Raw genomic sequence first — 16,746 nt, forward strand, 5'->3', positions numbered from 1 at the left:
GGCGGGACGCCGTGACGGGAAAGCGGTCGCCGGCGCGCCGGCCGACGATGAAGGACATCGCGCGCCGCGCCGGTGTCTCGGAGAGCGCGGTCTCCTTCGCGCTGAACGGCCGGCCCGGCGTCTCCGAGGTCACCCGGGACCGCGTGCGCCGGGTCGCCGAACAACTCGGCTGGCGGCCGAACACGGCGGCGCGCGCGCTGTCCGGGGAGGGCGCGGCGACGGTCGGCTTCGTGCTCGCCCGGCCGGCGCACACGCTGGGGGTGGACTCCTTCTTCCTCCATCTGGTCTCCGGCATCCAGGAGGTGCTGGCCGAGCGGCACCTCGGGCTGCTGTTCCAGATCGCACAGGACATCCCCGACGAGTGCGCGGTCTACCGCCGGTGGTGGGCCGAGCACCGGGTGGACGGCGTCCTCGTCGTCGATCCGCGCACCGACGACCCACGGCCCGCGCTGCTCGACGAACTCGGCCTGCCCGCCGTGGTGATCGGCGGCGCGCCCGACGCACGGCATCCGGGACAGTCCACGGTGTGGGCGGACGATGCCGGGGCGATGGCGTCGGTGGTGGATCGGCTGCACGCGCTCGGGCACCGGCGCATCGTGCACATCGCCGGGCTGCCCGGCCTCGCCCACACCGAGCGCCGGATCCGCACCCTGCGGGCCGAGGCCGGACGCCGCGGCCTGGCGCAGGTGGAATCGGTGACGACGGACTACTCCGACGCGGAGGGCGCGGCCGTCACCCGCCGGGTGCTCGGCGGTGCCGTTCCCCCGACCGCCCTGATCTACGACAACGACGTGATGGCCGTGGCCGGCATGGCTGCCGCCGCCGAGTCGGGCCACGCGGTGCCGGGGGACGTGTCGGTGGTCGCCTGGGAGGACTCCGCCCTGTGCCGGATGGTCACCCCGCGACTGTCGGCCCTGTCCCGGGACAGCGTCGAGTTCGGCCGGACCGCCGCCCGCGAACTGGTCGCGCTCGTGGACGGCGGGCCGCCCCGCTCGGTGCGGGTTCCGGTGCCGGAGTTGATCGAGCGGCACAGCACCGGGTCGGCGCACCCAGGACGACCGGCACGCGGGCCACTACCCTGAGCGTGTCCGGCCGGACCCCTGGAGGCGCAGAATGCCCGTACGCCGTGTCGTCCCCGACATCCGCACCGAGGCGCTGGAGCAGAGCACGGAGTTCTACGCCGCGCTGGGCTTCGAGGTGGTGATGAACCACGGCTGGATCAGGACGCTCGCCGCCCCCGGGAACCCCGCCGCGCAGATCAGCCTGATGTCCGAGGACCGCACCGCGCCGGTCACCCCCGATCTGAGCATCGAGGTCGAGGACGTCGACGCCGCCCACACGGCCCTGCGGGAGTGCGGTGCGGAGATCGTCCACCCGCTGACCGACGAGGAGTGGGGCGTGCGCCGGTTCTTCGTCCGCGACCCTTCGGGCCGCGTGGTGAACATCCTCGGCCACCGTTGACGTCCCGCCTGCCTCTCGACGCGGCGGCGGCCCGCGGTGCACAGTTCTCCCTGCGCACTACTCACCGGTAATCGCCGCAGCCGCACCACTTCCGAGGAGCGCCCGTGACCAGCTGGGTCGGTTCTACCGCCACCGAGATCGCCGCCGCCGTCCGCGAGGGCCGGGCCACGCCGCGCGAGGTGGTGGCCGGCCACCTCGCCCGGATCGAGCGGCTGGACGGGCGGGTCGGCGCCTTCCGCGCGGTGCGGGCCCGGGCGGCTCTGGCCGAGGCCGACGCCGTGGGTTCGCGGGCCGATCTCGCCGACCTTCCGCTCGCCGGGGTGCCGGTGGGGGTGAAGGACAACCTCGCCGTGCGCGGCGAGTCGATGCGCGTCGGCTCCGCGGCCACCCCGGACACGCCCGTGCGCGCCGACCATGTGACGGTGGCCCGGCTGCGGGCGGCAGGCGCGGTGGTCGTCGGCCTGACCAACGTCCCCGAGCTGTGCGTCTTCGGCACCACCGAGGGCGTGCACGGCACCGCCCGCAACCCGTGGGACCTGTCCCGCTCGGCGGGCGGCTCCTCCGGCGGCAGTGCGGCCGCCGTGGCCGCGGGCTTCGTGCCGCTGGCCCTCGGCAACGACGGCATGGGTTCACTGCGCATCCCCGCGGCCAACTGCGGGCTGGTCACGATCAAGCCGGGCCACGGGCTCGTGCCCGCGGGGATCGGCGACGGCGACTGGTTCGGCATGTCCGAGAACGGCCCGCTGGCGACGACGGTGGAGGACGCGCGGCTGATGCTGTCGGTCCTCGCGGACGCCAAGGTGCCCCGGGGCCGGGAGCCGGCCGTGCGCACCGTGGCCGTCTCGCTGCGCAGTCCACTGGCCGGGGTGCGGATCAGCAGGCCGTACGCGACCGCTGCGCGGCAGGCGGCCGGTGTGCTCGCCGAGGCCGGGCACCGGGTGCGGCACGCGGAGCCGCCGTATCCGCTGTCGCTGGGGGTCACGGCGCTCACGCACTGGACGGCGGGCACGGCGGTCGACGCGCGCGGCCTGGACAGGCGGCTGCTGACCCGCCGGACCCGGGTCCACGCCGCCCTCGGACAGCGCTTCGTGTCCGGGGTGCGATCGGGCCACGGCCGTGAGCAGTTGCGCCGGCGTCTGGAGCCGTTCTTCGCCCAGTACGACGTCCTGCTCACACCGGCGTTGGCGCGCCGCTCCCCCAAGGCCGCGCCCTGGCACGAACGGGGCTGGTTGCGCAACATGGCCGCCGACTCGGCCTACTCGCCGCTGACCCCGCCCTGGAACCTGACGGGCTGGCCGGCGATGGCGGTGCCGTTCGGCAGGCTGGCGTCGGGCGCCCCTTGTGCGGTGCAGCTGGTCGGTCGGCCCGGCTCCGAAGCGCAACTGCTCGACATGGCCGCCCAGTTGGAGGAAATGCGGCCGTGGACTCGGACGGCGCCGCTGGACTGACCGGACCACCGTCGCGGGCCCGTGGACGGAGCCGGGCCCACCGGACGCAACCGCGGGCGCCCCGGCGGGCCACCCGCCGGTGCCGCGGCACGGGCGACTCCCGTCGCCCTGCGCAGGCGGCTCCCGTCGGACGGTGCGGGCGGCTCCCGGCACGTTCCCCGCCGCCCCGCGTATCGCGGCACCGGCGGAGGCGATACGGGGGCCCGGCGCCCCCTCGGACGGGCGCTGCCGCCGTTTCAGGGAAGAGGCGCGGGCGGGGGTGTTCCGGGATACCGGCGCAGGATGTGCCGCGCCACCGGGCGGCGCCGGGGAGGATCGCGGACCGCGGGGAGGGGAACGCTCCTCGGGACGACGCACGCGAGGGACGGACACAGCCGCGGGCCCGGATCCGCCACGAGGACGGCGTCGGCGATGCGGAGGCGGGCGCAGAGGCAGCCGGCCCGTGGCAACGGGGCACCGGGCGCGCGGAGGTGGGCCCATGAGGAGGAGGACGGCCCTGTGAGGATGTCGGGGCGGTCGGGTCGGCGTGCACCGGTTCGACCGAGCACCGCCACCGGTTCGCCCGAGCATGTTCACCGGGCGCGGGTCACTTCCCCGGAGGGGTCCAGCGTCTCCTGAGCGGGTCGCGGCGGCGACGGGGCGGTGCCGGAGCGGCGGGGCGGTGCCGGAGCGGCGGGGCGGGCGGCCAGCGGTCGGCTGCGGTCCGGCTGAGCGGCATGGGCGTGAGTCCGGCACGCCCATGCGTCCGGCGATCGCGGCAGTGGGGCCCGCGGGTCAGTCCACGCTGGGCAGGATGTGGGGTTCGGCGAGGTCGTCCTCGTAGCCGGCCAGGCGGATGGGGGCGGACCGGGCCCACACGTCGAGGCTGCCGATCTCCCCGGGCCGGCGGCCCGCGCCCTCCGTGCGTTCCTTGGGGCGCTGCTCGCGATTCGTCTTCTCTGGTGTCACCGCGCACTCCTTATGTGTCGGTCACCCTCGGGACGTCGCGGTCCGCTGTGCGGCCCTGAGGTCGACGCCCGCTCGGGTCTGTCTCGAAGCGGTTCGGACGCGGTGGCGCCGGCAACTGGTGTGGAGAGCAGGCCGTGGTGGACCGGCTTGTCCCATGACGGACCGTGGGTGTGGGTGGGACCCCGTGCTGCTGTCCGTCGGACACAGATTAACCAAATGAGCGGGGGTGCGCTCGATGGGGCTGCAAGATTTAGGGAAACCATGGCAAGTCACCCGTATACCCTGCTAGGGAATTGAACCCTTTCATGGCGTCATGCGCCTTTTCGACATCACCCCAACGGCCTACACGCCTGCACGGCCCTTGGACGAGAGCTACGTCACGGGCGGCACATCGTCGCCTCGTTCAAGCGCCGTTGGCCGACTCGCAAGCTCGTCATGATCTGCTGGTGCACCGCAACGGCTGTCTCGCGGGAGGACCGACGCATGGAGCTGCGCAGCGTCGAGGAGCTGATGGACCTGCTGTACGCCTGCCGGGGCGTCACGGACACGCCCGTGCCCGGCGGCGCCGCCGTCGACCTGCACGACCACGCGCTCCGGAGTGCCGCGCTGCTGCGCCGAAGCCGCCCTGCGGACAAGGAGCTCCAGGTGACGGCGCTGGTGCAGCCGATCGGGCGGCTGCTGCGGCCCGGGGATGCGCACGGGCGGGCCGACCGGGCGGCGGACGCGCTGCGGGGCCTGCTCGGTGAACGGGTCGCGGGCCTGGTGCGCCGTTACCCCTGGCGCGGCGGGCCGGCCGACGACGACGTCCTCAGCCTCCGGCACGCCGAGGAGGAGAGCCGCTCGGCCGGGTTCGACGCCGGGGTACTGGAGGACTGGCGCACGGTGCTGGAGCTGCTGGCGGCACGCAACTCCCGGCTGGGCGCCGTCGATTGACGCCCGCGCCCCGTGCGCTCAGGCGTCCCCGCCGCCCCATGCACCCCTGCGTCACCATCTGCCCGGCGCGTAGTCCTTCAGGAAGACGCCGTACAGGTCCTCGCCCGCCTCGCCGCGCACGATCGGGTCGTAGACGCGGGCCGCGCCGTCGACCAGGTCGAGCGGGGCGTGGAAGCCGGCCTCGGCGAGGCGCAGCTTGTCGTAGTGGGGGCGCTCGTCGGTGATCCAGCCGGTGTCGACCGAGGTCATGAGGATACGGTCGGTGTCGAACATCTCCTGCGCGCTGGTCCGCGTCACCATGTTCATGGCGGCCTTGGCGGCGTTGGTGTTGGGGTGGCCCGCGCCCTTGTAGCCACGGTCGAAGACGCCCTCCATGGCGGAGACGTTCACGACGTAGGCCCGCTTGCTCTCCGCCCTGCGGGCTGCCTCGGCCATGGCCGGGCGGAGCTTGCTGATCAGGATGAACGGAGCGGTGTAGTTGCAGAGCTGGGTCTCCAGCAGCTCCACCGGCGAGATCTGCTCGATGGTCTGGACCCAGGTGTTGGTCTCGACGACGTCGGGAACGAGACCTCCCGCGTCGATGGCGGTGCCGTCCAGGTGCCGGGCGACGCTGGCGTGGCCGGCGACCAGGGCGAGGTCGGCGACCTTCTGCGCGTCGAGGCCGCTGGCGCCCACCGGCAGTGCGGCCAGGCCGTCGACGGCACCGGAGTTGAAGGCGCCGATGACCTGGTGGGCGGGCAGCTCCCCGGCGGGCAGGGGCGCGCTCTCGCCCTCGACCAGGGCGGCGTAGGCGGAGGGCAGGCGGCGCACGGTCTGCGTCGCGTTGTTGACGAGGATGTCGAGCGGGCCCGCCTCGGCGACCCGCTCGGCGAGGGCGACGGCCTGGGCGGGGTCGCGCAGGTCGATGCCGACGACCTCCAGGCGGTGCAGCCAGTCCGCCGAGTCGTCCATGGCCTTGAAGCGGCGGATGGCGTCCTTGGGGAAACGGGTGGTGACCGTCGTGTGGGCGCCGTCGCGCAGCAGCCGCAGCGCGATGTACATGCCGATCTTGGCGCGCCCGCCGGTGAGCAGGGCGCGCTTGCCGGTGAGGTCGGCGCGTACGTCGCGCTTGGCGCGGTTCTCGGCGGCGCAGTTCTGGCAGAGCTGGTGGTAGAAGTAGTCGACCTCGACGTAGCGGGTCTTGCACGTGTAGCAGGAGCGCGGGCGCTGGAGTATGCCGGCGATGTGCCCGGCCCGGACCTGCGAGGTGGGCAGCAGTCCCTCGGTCTCGTCGTCGATGCGCTGCGCGGAGCCCGTGGCGGTGGCCTCGGTGACGGCGCGGTCGTGCGCGGTCTTGGCGGCGCGGCGCTCCTGCCGGCGACGCTGCTTGACCGCGCGGTAGATGTGCGAGGTGGCCCGGCGGACCCGGACGGCGTCCGGGTGGTCGACGTCCAGCTCGTCCAGTTCCTCCAGCACGCCGAGGCACACGGCCAGGCGCTCGGGATCGATGCCGGGGCCGTACGACTCCTCGGGCGCGTCACTCGTCGTCGCCGAGCCGTCCTCAGTCACCGTCATCGCGCTGCCGTTCCCTGGAATCCCGTCGCGGCGCTCCGACCGCGCCCGCTCGAACGCGGCATTCTACGAAGCGCCGCGCCCGGCGTCCAAACCGGTGGCGGTCAGTCGGCGCACACTGTGAGCAGGGTCTCCACCTCCCGTTCCAGGGCCGCCGCCAGCCGGTCGAGGTCGGGCACGGCCCGGGCGTCGGCGACGAGGCCGTAGTGCACGCGGCCGCGGTAGGTCGAGACGGCGACCGCCAGGGACTGGCCGCGGGCGAGCGGGGCGAGCGGGTAGACGGCCGTGAGGGGGTTGCCGCCGAGCTTCAGGCCGAGACTGGGCAGCGGCACGCTGGTGACGAGGATGTCGAACCAGAGCCGGGCAGCCTGCCCGACCAGCGGCCCGCCGAGCCGGTGGCCGAGGGCGGGCACGTGGTCGGCGAGCAGGGCGACGGCACCGGCACCCCGGTTGGGCCCGGCGTCCTTGTTGCGGTCCATCGCGACGCGCACCGCGGCGAGGCGGCCGCGCGGGTCGGGGTCGCCGACGGGCAGCTGTATCAAGTAGCCGGACAGCCGGTTGCCCTGCGGGTGCGCGGTGCGCGGGCGGCGTTTGGAGACCGGGATCAGGGCACGGGGTGTGACGCCCTCGCTGCCGTCGCCGCGCTCGTCCAGCCAGCGGCGCAGGGCACCGGCGACGACCGCGATCAGGACGTCGTTGACGGTGCCGCCGACGGCCTTGCGGACCATGTGCACGTCGTCGAGGTCCAGGACGACGCCGGCGGTACGGCGGGTGCCGGTGGGTTCGGCGGTGAGCGCCGGGATGGTGCGCGTGCCGAGCGTGGACACGGCGACGGAGGTGCCGATGTCCAGGGCCCGGCCTGCGTCCGACAACACACCGCGCACCAGATCGGGCAACCGCCGCACCTCGGGCAGCAGGCCGCGCCGCGGCTCCTCGGGGCGGGGGCGCGAGGCGGGCAGATCCACCGGGTCGAGGATCGCGGCGGCCAGGCCGAGCGCGCGCAGCCCGTCGGCGAGGGCGTGGTGGAACTTGAACAGCACGGCGAAGCACTCGCCGTCCGCACCGGGCAGTACATGTGCCTCCCAGGGCGGCCGGGCACGGTTCAGCGGTCCTTCCATGAGCCGGCCCGCGGCGGCGTGGAAGTCGGCGGTGGGGGCGTGCAGGCGGACGTGCCTCAGGGGGTCGAAGGCGGGATCCGTTTCCCGGGCGGCGCCGCCGAAGCCGAGTGGCCGCCGCAGCGGCTGCCAGGTGTCGCGGATCCGCATGCGCAGTCCGGGCACGACGGCGGCACGAGCGGCCAGGAGGTCTGCGGCATGGGCACCGGCCGAGGGCGAGGAGGCCGAGAAGACGCCGAGGGCACCGAGGTGCATGGGGTGCTCGGCGGACTCGATGTTCCAGAACGCCAGATCGAGCGGTGCGAGCAGGTCAGAAGTCAAGGGCTTGCCTCGCGTCGGCGACGGGTGAGCCAGCAGTCAACCGCCTCTCGGCGATTACGGTCAAGTACGATCAGACCACGCACAGTTAACATCAGATTAAGTCCGGCCGCATCGGCAGGGGTGAGGCACGGGGCGGCTCGGGGTACGGCAGGGGGCAGCGGGCGGGGAGTGACGCAAGGGCCGCACGTGGCCTCTCGGTGGCCGTGAGCAGCGAGAATCCCGTCCGCCCGGCTTCCCGGGCGGACGCCGGGAGTCGGGCCACGAGCACGCCGGCGACCCGTCGGACCGCCACTCGGGGTAGCCCGTACGCACCAGGGCGCGGCTGCCGCGCCCCGGACGGTGTGTCACCTGAGCGGACGCGTGCCGCCGGTGCCCGGCCACGGCCGGAGGGACCCCGAAGGCGCGTCTCACCGGCGCCCTCGTACCGCGCGGCGCGACCGGGCACGTCGAACGCCGGGGCCCGGCGCGCCGGGGGCGGGGCGAGGCGGCGCCTACGACACCCGCTGGCCCTTGCCCAGCGCGATCACACCGTTCTTGGAGACCGTGTACAACGCGCCGTCGCGCTCCGGATTGACGCCGATCGTCGCTCCCGGGGGCACCTCGACGTTCTTGTCCAGGACGGCACCGCGGACGACCGCGCCGCGGCCGACGTGGACGTTGTCGTGCAGGACCGAGCCCTGGACCACGGCGCCGGGATCGACGACGACGCCCGGCGAGAGGACCGAGCGGGTGACCTGGCCCCGGATCAGGCAGCCCGCGCTGATGATCGACTCGCTGGCGATGCCGCCGGCGTTGAAGCGGGCCGGTGAGAGCTGCCCGGAGTGGGTGTAGATGGGCCAGCCGCGGTTGTAGAGGTTGAAGACGGGACGCTCGGCGATGAGGTCCATGTGGGCGTCGTAGTAGGTGTCGAGGGTGCCGACGTCCCGCCAGTAGCCCTGGTCGCGGCTGGTCTCGCCGGGCACGTGGTTGTCGCTGAAGTCGTACAGCGCCGCCTCGCCCCGCTCGGTGAGCTGGGGCAGGATCGAGCCGCCCATGTCGTGGACGGAATCGGCGTCCTCCGCGTCCCGCTGGAGGGCCTCGACCAGGGCCTTGGTGCTGAAGACGTAGTTGCCCATCGAGGCGAACACCCGTTCCGGGTCGTCGGCGAGGCCGGGCGGATCCGCCGGCTTCTCCAGGAACCCCTTCACGGCCCGCCCGTCCGAGCCCGGCGTGATCACTCCGAAGGCCGCGGACTCGGTGCGCGGCACCCGGATGCCGGCCACCGTCACACCGGCGCCGCTGTCGATGTGCTGGGCGAGCATCTGGCGCGGGTCCATGCGGTACACGTGGTCGGCGCCGAAGACGGCGACGTACTCGGGCTGCTCGTCGTGGATCAGGTTCAGCGACTGCAGGATGGCGTCGGCGCTGCCCAGGTACCAGCGCGGGCCCAGCCGCTGCTGGGCCGGGACCGGGGTGATGTAGTTGCCGAGCAGGCTGGACATGCGCCAGGTGGTGGTGATGTGGCGGTCCAGCGAGTGCGACTTGTACTGGGTGAGCACACAGATGCGCCGGATGTCGCCGTTGACGAGGTTCGACAGGACGAAGTCGACCAGACGATAGGTGCCGCCGAAGGTGACCGCCGGTTTCGCGCGGTCCGTCGTGAGGGGCATCAGACGCTTGCCCTCTCCGCCCGCCAGCACGATGCCCAGCACCGAAGGTCCGCCACGCCGCATGGCTGCTCCCCTCACCGCGATTGCCCCATGCCTGCCCCTGAGCAGGGCCGACTAAGCCTGTTTGAGGATCTCCTCGTAGAGCCGCACGGTGCGCCGGGCCACGGCGTCCCAGCCGAACTCGCCCACCGCTCTCTCACGCCCGGCCTCACCCATCCGCCGGGCGGTCCCCGGTTCGCCGATCACCGTGTCCAGCGCCCGGGCGAGACCTGTCTCGAAGTCGTCGTCCACGGGGACGAGTACCCCGGTGCGCCCGTCCTCGACGACCTCGGGGATGCCGCCGACCCGGGAGGCCACGACGGGGGTCCCGCACGCCATCGCCTCCAGATTGACGATGCCGAGGGGTTCGTACACGGAGGGGCAGACGAACACCGCCGCGTGCGTGAGCAACTGGATCACCTCGGGGCGCGGCAGCATCCGCGGGATCCAGAAGACGCCGTCGCGGGTGTGGCTGAGCTCCTCGAACAGGGCGCGGAACTCGCGGTCGATCTCGGGGGTGTCCGGCGCGCCCGCGCACAGCACGACCTGGGCCGCCGGGTCGATGCCGCGCACCGCGCGCAGCAGGTGGTCCACGCCCTTCTGGCGGGTGATGCGGCCGACGAACAGCACGTAGGGACGGTCCGGGTCGATACCGGTGCGGGCCAGGGCCTCGGTGCCGGGGTCGGGACGGTACAAGGCGGTGTCGATGCCGTTGTGCACGATGTGCACGCGATCGGGGTCCAGCGACGGGTAGCACGAGAGGATGTCCTCGCGCATCGCGCCGGAGACGGCGATCACCGCGTCCGCCGCCTCGATCGCGGTGCGCTCGGCCCACCCGGAGAGCGCGTAGCCTCCGCCGAGTTGCTCGGCCTTCCACGGGCGCAGCGGCTCCAGCGAGTGGGCGGTCATCACGTGCGGGATGCCGTGCAGGAGCTTGGCGAGGTGGCCGCCCAGGTTGGCGTACCAGGTGTGCGAGTGGACCAGGTCGCGGCCCTGGAGCGCGGCGGCCATGGCGAGGTCGACGGAGAAGGTGCGCAGGGCGTCGTTGGCGCCGTCGAGACTGGACCAGGGGCGGTGGCGCAGCACGCCGTCGGTGCGGCCCTCGCCCCAGCAGTGCACGTCGAGGTCGACCAGGGGCCGCAGCTCGCGGGCGAGGAACTCGACGTGCACGCCCGCCCCGCCGTACACGTCCGGGGGGTACTCCCGGGTCAGCAGTCCCACTCGCACCCGCAACCCCTTGCGCTCGGCGGCCGTTCCCCCTCATGGTCACCCAGATGAGGCGCCCGGGGAAGACTGCGGGGGACTGACGAGGCAACAGTCGCCGCACACGCCACCCCCGGGCACCCGGTAGTACAGGCAGCAGCTGCGGCGCCGGAAGGCCGTGCCGGTGAGGGTGCCCGCCCCCGCGAGACGGGGGTGGCGGAGCAGGCCGGCGGTCAGGGCCCGGGCCCGCTCCGCGGCGTCGGTGCGGCCTGCGGCCCGCGCCCACCGGTCCAGTTGCCCGGCGGCGCCCGCGAGCGCGGAGGCGGCGTTGCCGCGCAACAGGCCCGGTGCGATGCGGTACCGGGCCCGCAGGGCGTCCTCCAGGGGGGCGAGGTGCTCGTCGACGATCTGGGACGACAGGCTGTCCGCGGGCCGCGGGCGCACGGCCGCCGGCCGCAGCTCGTCGGGGGCGCTGCCGTCGGGGTCCCAGTGCAGCAGCCGCGGGTCGAGGTCGGGGATGCAGTCGTAGAGCACGGCGCAGGCAAGGGCGACCGACCACAGCCGCGCGGCGAGACCGAGGTGGGCCACCGACGCGGCGACCCGCACCTCGGTGGCCTGGATTCCCACGGCCACCTTGGCGACGCGGAAATTCAGCGGATCTCCGTAAACATCAGTTCTTTTCCCCTCGTACGCCTGAGCGAGGGTGGGCAGCCGCACGGGCGGAGCTCCGGTCGTGCGCAGGAGGAAGAACCCGCCGAGCGGGCGGAGGGCTGCGAGATCGGGGTCGAGGTCCACGACGGGCAGTAGTACCAAGCCCGGTCCGGGGCCCGAACAGGGACCCCCTACGGGTGTCGCCCGCCGGGGGGAGGACGGCCCGCAGGGCGTACTCCATCGGCAGTAGGACCTATTGCGTGCTCAGGTACGACGACGGGAACAGCGCGAGAGGGCATCGTGTTGCCTATGAGAGCCGACCGTTCGACGCGCCGGGCCCTTGGCCCCCGCCTGACGCAGAGGAGCCGCCGATGAGCGCCCTCGCGTTGTCCGTGCTGCTGTCGCTGATCTCCGCCGTCGCCTACGCGGCCGGGGCGATCGTGCAGGAGCAGGTCGCGCTGTCCTCCCCCGGTGCGCAGTTCGCACCGGTGCGCCGGCCCGGCTGGTGGGCGGCGGTGGCGCTGAACGGACTCGGCGGGCTGCTCCACGTGGTGGCCCTGGCGTACGGCCCTCTCAGTCTGGTCCAGCCGCTCGGCGCGCTGACCATCGTCTTCGCGTTGCCCATGGCGGCCCTGTTCGTGCGCCGCCGGGCCGGGGCCGCCGCCTGGCGGGGCGCCGTCATGGCGACGGTGGGCCTCGCCGGTCTGCTGTCACTCGTCGGCGCGGCCGACGCGCAGTCCCTGAGCACCTCGCAGCGGGTGGGCGCGGCCCTGGCCACCGGTGCCGCGGTCGCGGCCCTGATGGCCGCCGGCCGGGCCGCACACCGGCATCCGGCGGTACGCAGCGTGCTTCTGGCCACCGCATCCGGCATCGCGTTCGGCATGGCCTCGGTCTTCACCAAGACCGTCGCCGTCGACTGGACCGGCGGTACGGCGGTCGCGGACCTGCCCTCACTGGCCGTGATCGGCGTGTTCGCCTCGGCGGGCGTGCTGCTGTCGCAGGCCTCCTACCGGGGCGGCGGGCTGGCGGCCCCGCTGGCGACACTGACGGTCGTCAATCCCGTCGTCGCGGCGGCGGTGGGCATCACGATGTTCGGCGAAACCTTCCGCTACGGCCCGACGGGCACCGTCCTCGCCCTCGGTTGCGGGGTCGTCGCGGCGGGCGGCCTGATCCTGCTGACCACCGAGCGCATCGAGCGGGCGCCGGCACCCGGGACGCGCCCGTCGCCCGGGATCCCGGCGGGCGCGGCCCCCGAAGGGCTTCCGCCGGAGCTCGACGACGCCGGGCTCGCACACCTCGGGGGACTGCCGGCGGCGGGACGCCGCGCGGGGCTGTCGCTCGCGGCCGCCGCCACGCAGGCGGGCCCCGGAGGGCAACCGGCCCTGCCCGCCCTCCCCCGGCAGCCCGTCACGCCGCGGGGCGCGCAGGCCCTCGTCCCGGCCGCCGCGCAGGCGCCCGCACCCGACCGCTCCCCGCCCTCCGGCGGCCCGGAGTCCGCCGGGGGCGACGACACTGCGCCGACCCTGATCTTCGGCCCCTTCTACGGTGGGCCGTTCGTGGCGGTGGCCGTCCTGGACCGCCACCGCACGCGTGTCAAATCCTGACCCCGCCGGCACGCAGGTAGGCCAGCGGGTCGACGTCGGAACCGAAGCCGGGCCCCGTCCGCACCTCGAAGTGCAGATGCGGGCCTGTGCTGTTGCCCGTGGAGCCCGAGCGCCCGATGCGCTGCCCGCCGCCCACCGCCTGCCCTTCCCGCACCGAGATCGCGGACAGGTGCGCGTACTGCGTGTAGCGCCCGTCCGCGTGCCGGATCACCACCTGGTAGCCGAACGAGCCGCCCCAGCCGGCGTCGACGACCGTGCCGGGCGCGACAGCCTTCACCGAGGTGCCGGTGGGCACGGGGAAGTCGACTCCGGTGTGGTAGCCCTTCGACCACGACGAGCCCGCGGCGTGGTACGGCGTACCGACGGCGCCGGCGGTCACCGGCGCGACGAGCGCGTGCCCGCCGGTCGCGGCCTTCCGCGTGCTGCTGTCGCTCTCCTTCTTCGAAGCGGACGTGCCGCCCCTCGGTGAGCTCTTCCCGGTGCGCGACGGCGAGGTCTTCCCCGGGTGGGACCTGGTGGCACGGTCCGCCGCGGGCGCCGGCGCGGTCCGGCCCGCCAGATTAAGCCGCTGCCCCGGCAGGATCAGGTCGGGGTCGGCCCCGATCGTCTCCCGATTGGCGTCGTACAGCCGCTGCCAGCCGCCGCGGACGTGCTGGGTGGAGGCGATACCGGACAGCGTGTCGCCGTGGACGACCGTGTACATCTCCGTCCGGCCGGCGCGCGACTGGGGCGTGGTCTGCGGCTGGACGTCGCGCACAGAACTCGCGGTCGCGCCGGCCGCCCCGCCGGGCGCCCCGTCGAGGTGGACACCGGAAGTGTCGCCGTCCCGGGCCAGTCCGGTGCGCACCGAGCAGGCCGGCCAGGCCCCGGGCCCCTGCCCGTCCAGGACCTGCTCGGCGACGGCGATCTGCTCGTCCCTGGTCGCCAGGTCGGCGCGGGGCGCGTACCGGGTACCGCCGTACTCCTCCCAGGTGGACCGGGTGAACTGGAGTCCGCCGTAGAAGCCGTTGCCGGTGTTGATGCCCCAGTCGCCGCTGGACTCGCAGGCGGCGACCTTCTCCCAGGTTCCGGCGTCCGCGGCGTGGGCGGCACCGGCGCCGATGAGGGGCAGCGCCATTCCGGCACCGCCCGCGGTGACGGTGAGTGAGGCGCGGTTGATCCTGTTCGGCTGGTACCGGCGGTGCCGGCCGCGTACGGCCATGTCCGAAGTCCCCTCGCCATGCGTCAGAGGGGCCAAAAGTAAGTGCCGCGAACAGGCCATGACAAGAAGACAATCGGACGCACACGCACACCAAGTGGCCTGTAGTCGGCGCTTCTTGGCCGGAACCTCGGCCCGGCTTGAGGCACTGGGCCGTTCCGGTGCGTACTGAGATCCGGCGGGTCCGCTGTGCGCTCGCCGTAGCCGCACGTCAGGATGGTCGCCGGAGGACCGCCACAGGGCGCACGGCCGACGACGCCGGCGCGCGACGGGCAGCACAGGCGCACTACCGGGCACGACCGGCACCATCGATGCACAACCGGCAGGACACCGATCCACGACGGGACACCAGGACGAGCGACCAGGACGAGGACCACCGACAGCCCGACCGGCGCCACCGGCACCCGACCGGCGCCACCGGCACCGGCCCCGCAGCCCGGGCACTCCGCGGCGGCAGCCGGCACGGAACCACCTTCCAAGATCCATATTCCAAGATCCACCTTCGATCACAGGATCCACGGGATCCTCTAGGAGCAGGCGGTATGAGCACTTCAGCGCAGATCGGCGTCACAGGTCTGGCGGTCATGGGCCGCAACCTCGCCCGCAACTTCGCCCGCAACGGCTACACCGTGGCGGTGCACAACCGCACCGCCGCGCGCACGCACGCGCTCGTCGAGGAGTTCGGGCAGGAGGGGACCTTCGTCCCGGCCGAGACCGCCAAGGAGTTCGTGGCGGCGCTGGAGCGCCCCCGGCGACTGGTGATCATGGTCAAGGCCGGTGAGCCGACGGACGCCGTGATCCAGGAGTTCGCCCCCCTCCTGGAACCCGGCGACATGATCATCGACGGCGGCAACGCACACTTCGCCGACACCCGGCGCCGGGAGCGGGAACTGCGCGAGCAGGGCATCCACTTCGTCGGCACCGGGATCTCCGGCGGCGAGGAGGGCGCGCTGCACGGGCCGAGCATCATGCCCGGCGGCTCGACGGAGTCGTACGACTCGCTGGGCCCGATGCTGGAGAAGATCTCCGCGAAGGCGGCGGACGGGGCACCCTGCGTGACCCACGTCGGCCCCGACGGCGCCGGGCACTTCGTGAAGATGGTGCACAACGGCATCGAGTACGCCGACATGCAGCTGATCGGCGAGGCGTACCAGCTGCTGCGCGACGTCGCCGGGTACTCCCCCGCGCAGATCGCCGAGATCTTCCGGACGTGGAACACCGGCCGGCTGGACTCGTACCTCATCGAGATCACGGCCGAGGTGCTGTCGCACGTGGACGCGGCCACGGGCCGGCCGTTCGTGGACGTGGTGGTCGACCAGGCCGAGCAGAAGGGCACGGGCCGCTGGACCGTGCAGATCGCCCTCGACCTCGGCGTCCCCGTGTCGGGCATCGCGGAGGCGGTGTTCGCCCGCTCGCTCTCCGGGCATGCGGCGCTGCGGGAGGCGTCCCGCGGCCTGGCGGGTCCGCGGGCCTCCGCGCTCGGCGGCGACGAGGCCGCGGCGTTCGCGGACCGGGTGGAGCAGGCGCTGTACGCCTCGAAGATCGTGTCGTACACGCAGGGCTTCCACGAGATCGCCGCGGGCAGCGAGGAGTACGGCTGGGACATCGACCTGGGCGCCGTCTCGTCGATCTGGCGCGGCGGCTGCATCATCCGCGCCGCGTTCCTGGACCGCATCCGCGCCGCGTACGACACGCGCCCGGACCTGCCGAGCCTGCTGTCGGACGAGACCTTCGCGCGGGAGATCGCCGACGCCCAGGACGACTGGCGCGAGGTGCTGGTCGCCGCGACCCGCCAGGGCGTGCCCACCCCCGGTTTCGCGGCGGCCCTGGCCTACTACGACGCCCTGCGCGCCGAGCGCCTGCCCGCCGCCCTCACCCAGGGGCAGCGGGACTTCTTCGGAGCCCACACGTACCGGCGTGTCGACCGCGACGGCTCGTTCCACACGCTGTGGGGCGGTGACCGGTCGGAGGTCTCGGCCTGAGACGCTCCACCGGAGGCCCCGCGACGCGCTGACGATCGCCCACCGCGCGCTTGGGGCGGGCGCGCAGATCCCCCGCACCGTCCGAGGGGCCGCCGACCCGCAGCGGGCTTCCCCCGCCCCACCGGGTGCCGTGACCGGCTCGGCGGGCGGCTCGTCCAGGGCCGCCCGCCGAGCACCGCGGCCGCGCCGACCGGCCGCCGTACGCGCGGGGCGCGGCCCGGCGTACGGCGGCGCAGGCCCAAGCCCCTGGCACGACCCGCCTCAGGGCGACGCTGCCGTGGGCCCCGGGGCTCAGGACCCGGCACAGGGCGACTACGGCACAGGCCCCGGGTACGACCTGGCCGGCTCATCTGCGGCCCCCGGGCATGCCCGGCGTACGGCGACCCAGGTGCGGGCCCGGTGCACGCCGCTCAGCTGAGCGGCGGCCCGGGCTCCGGGTTCGGCACCGGCTCCGGACCCGGAGGGATCGGGGAGGGGTCGGGCTCGGGAACGGGACCGGGACCGGGACCGGGCGGAGGCTGCGGCACGGGGCTGGGCGGAGTGGGACTCGGCGGAGGCTGCGGCACGGGGCTGGGCGGAGTGGGACTCGGCGGAGGCTGCGGCACGGGACCCGGCGGACCGGGTGCCGGCGGGGGCTGCGGCA

The 16,746-nt window shown here is 74.1% G+C and carries 13 protein-coding genes; 6 read left to right on the forward strand and 7 right to left on the reverse strand.

Features of this window, described 5'->3' with window-relative positions:
* Positions 1 to 11: 11 nt before the first annotated feature.
* From JS756_RS01965 to JS756_RS01975, 3 genes are all read left to right on the forward strand, one after another.
* The gene (locus JS756_RS01965; protein WP_438817277.1) at positions 12 to 1,082 is read left to right on the forward strand and encodes a LacI family DNA-binding transcriptional regulator; all 1,071 of its coding nucleotides are present in this window, start codon (positions 12 to 14) and stop codon (positions 1,080 to 1,082) included.
* A gap of 31 nt (positions 1,083 to 1,113) precedes the next feature.
* Positions 1,114 to 1,461, forward strand: a complete 348-nt coding sequence (locus JS756_RS01970) for a VOC family protein (RefSeq protein ID WP_205381113.1) — start codon at positions 1,114 to 1,116, stop codon at positions 1,459 to 1,461.
* 104 nt (positions 1,462 to 1,565) lie between these two features.
* The gene (locus JS756_RS01975; RefSeq protein WP_205381114.1) at positions 1,566 to 2,909 is read left to right on the forward strand and encodes an amidase; all 1,344 of its coding nucleotides are present in this window, start codon (positions 1,566 to 1,568) and stop codon (positions 2,907 to 2,909) included.
* Between the two features lie 774 nt (positions 2,910 to 3,683).
* Here JS756_RS01975 and JS756_RS01980 read toward each other — a convergent pair.
* Complete coding sequence (locus JS756_RS01980; RefSeq protein WP_205381115.1) at positions 3,684 to 3,857, reverse strand: hypothetical protein; 174 nt, start codon at positions 3,855 to 3,857, stop codon at positions 3,684 to 3,686.
* A 483-nt stretch (positions 3,858 to 4,340) separates the two neighbouring features.
* Between JS756_RS01980 and JS756_RS01985 the strand changes: the two genes are divergently transcribed.
* Positions 4,341 to 4,790, forward strand: coding sequence for a hypothetical protein (locus JS756_RS01985; protein ID WP_205381116.1), 450 nt, complete (start codon positions 4,341 to 4,343; stop codon positions 4,788 to 4,790).
* A 51-nt stretch (positions 4,791 to 4,841) separates the two neighbouring features.
* On the opposite strand, the gene JS756_RS01990 is transcribed toward JS756_RS01985, so the two are convergent.
* From JS756_RS01990 to JS756_RS02010, 5 genes are all read right to left on the reverse strand, one after another.
* A complete protein-coding gene (locus JS756_RS01990; RefSeq protein ID WP_205381117.1) occupies positions 4,842 to 6,344 on the reverse strand; it encodes an SDR family NAD(P)-dependent oxidoreductase in 1,503 nt (500 codons plus the stop codon).
* 101 nt (positions 6,345 to 6,445) lie between these two features.
* The gene (locus JS756_RS01995) at positions 6,446 to 7,777 is read right to left on the reverse strand and encodes a wax ester/triacylglycerol synthase family O-acyltransferase (RefSeq protein ID WP_205381118.1); all 1,332 of its coding nucleotides are present in this window, start codon (positions 7,775 to 7,777) and stop codon (positions 6,446 to 6,448) included.
* A gap of 491 nt (positions 7,778 to 8,268) precedes the next feature.
* Positions 8,269 to 9,489 (reverse strand): glucose-1-phosphate adenylyltransferase, encoded by a 1,221-nt coding sequence (gene glgC, locus JS756_RS02000; protein WP_205381119.1) that lies wholly within the window; start codon positions 9,487 to 9,489, stop codon positions 8,269 to 8,271.
* A gap of 51 nt (positions 9,490 to 9,540) precedes the next feature.
* Positions 9,541 to 10,692, reverse strand: coding sequence for a glycogen synthase (glgA, locus tag JS756_RS02005; protein ID WP_205381120.1), 1,152 nt, complete (start codon positions 10,690 to 10,692; stop codon positions 9,541 to 9,543).
* A 39-nt stretch (positions 10,693 to 10,731) separates the two neighbouring features.
* Positions 10,732 to 11,481 (reverse strand): (2Fe-2S)-binding protein, encoded by a 750-nt coding sequence (locus tag JS756_RS02010; protein WP_205381121.1) that lies wholly within the window; start codon positions 11,479 to 11,481, stop codon positions 10,732 to 10,734.
* 209 nt (positions 11,482 to 11,690) lie between these two features.
* Here JS756_RS02010 and JS756_RS02015 point away from each other — a divergent pair, with 209 nt between their 5' ends.
* Complete coding sequence (locus JS756_RS02015) at positions 11,691 to 12,923, forward strand: DMT family transporter (protein ID WP_205381122.1); 1,233 nt, start codon at positions 11,691 to 11,693, stop codon at positions 12,921 to 12,923.
* Here JS756_RS02015 and JS756_RS02020 read toward each other — a convergent pair.
* Positions 12,913 to 14,124 (reverse strand): transglycosylase family protein, encoded by a 1,212-nt coding sequence (locus tag JS756_RS02020; protein ID WP_205381123.1) that lies wholly within the window; start codon positions 14,122 to 14,124, stop codon positions 12,913 to 12,915. The two genes, JS756_RS02015 and JS756_RS02020, sit on opposite strands and share 11 nt — an antisense overlap.
* Before the next feature lie 539 nt (positions 14,125 to 14,663).
* Here JS756_RS02020 and gnd point away from each other — a divergent pair.
* Positions 14,664 to 16,103: an NADP-dependent phosphogluconate dehydrogenase gene (gnd, locus tag JS756_RS02025; protein WP_205381124.1), complete on the forward strand. Its 1,440-nt coding sequence runs from the start codon at positions 14,664 to 14,666 to the stop codon at positions 16,101 to 16,103.
* Positions 16,104 to 16,746: the final 643 nt, after the last annotated feature.

The sequence above is a fragment of the Streptomyces actuosus genome (genome assembly GCF_016921115.1).
Classification (GTDB): domain Bacteria; phylum Actinomycetota; class Actinomycetes; order Streptomycetales; family Streptomycetaceae; genus Streptomyces; species Streptomyces actuosus_A.

Excerpts from the sequence above, each read along its gene's own strand:
- JS756_RS01985 (WP_205381116.1), top strand. The coding sequence starts at position 4,341 with ATGGAGCTGCGCAGCGTCGAGGAGCTGATGGACCTGCTGTACGCCTGC.
- JS756_RS02020 (WP_205381123.1), bottom strand. The coding sequence starts at position 14,124 with ATGGCCGTACGCGGCCGGCACCGCCGGTACCAGCCGAACAGGATCAAC.
- glgC (WP_205381119.1), bottom strand. The coding sequence starts at position 9,489 with ATGCGGCGTGGCGGACCTTCGGTGCTGGGCATCGTGCTGGCGGGCGGA.
- JS756_RS01990 (WP_205381117.1), bottom strand. The coding sequence starts at position 6,344 with ATGACGGTGACTGAGGACGGCTCGGCGACGACGAGTGACGCGCCCGAG.
- JS756_RS02015 (WP_205381122.1), top strand. The coding sequence starts at position 11,691 with ATGAGCGCCCTCGCGTTGTCCGTGCTGCTGTCGCTGATCTCCGCCGTC.
- JS756_RS01970 (WP_205381113.1), top strand. The coding sequence starts at position 1,114 with ATGCCCGTACGCCGTGTCGTCCCCGACATCCGCACCGAGGCGCTGGAG.
- gnd (WP_205381124.1), top strand. The coding sequence starts at position 14,664 with ATGAGCACTTCAGCGCAGATCGGCGTCACAGGTCTGGCGGTCATGGGC.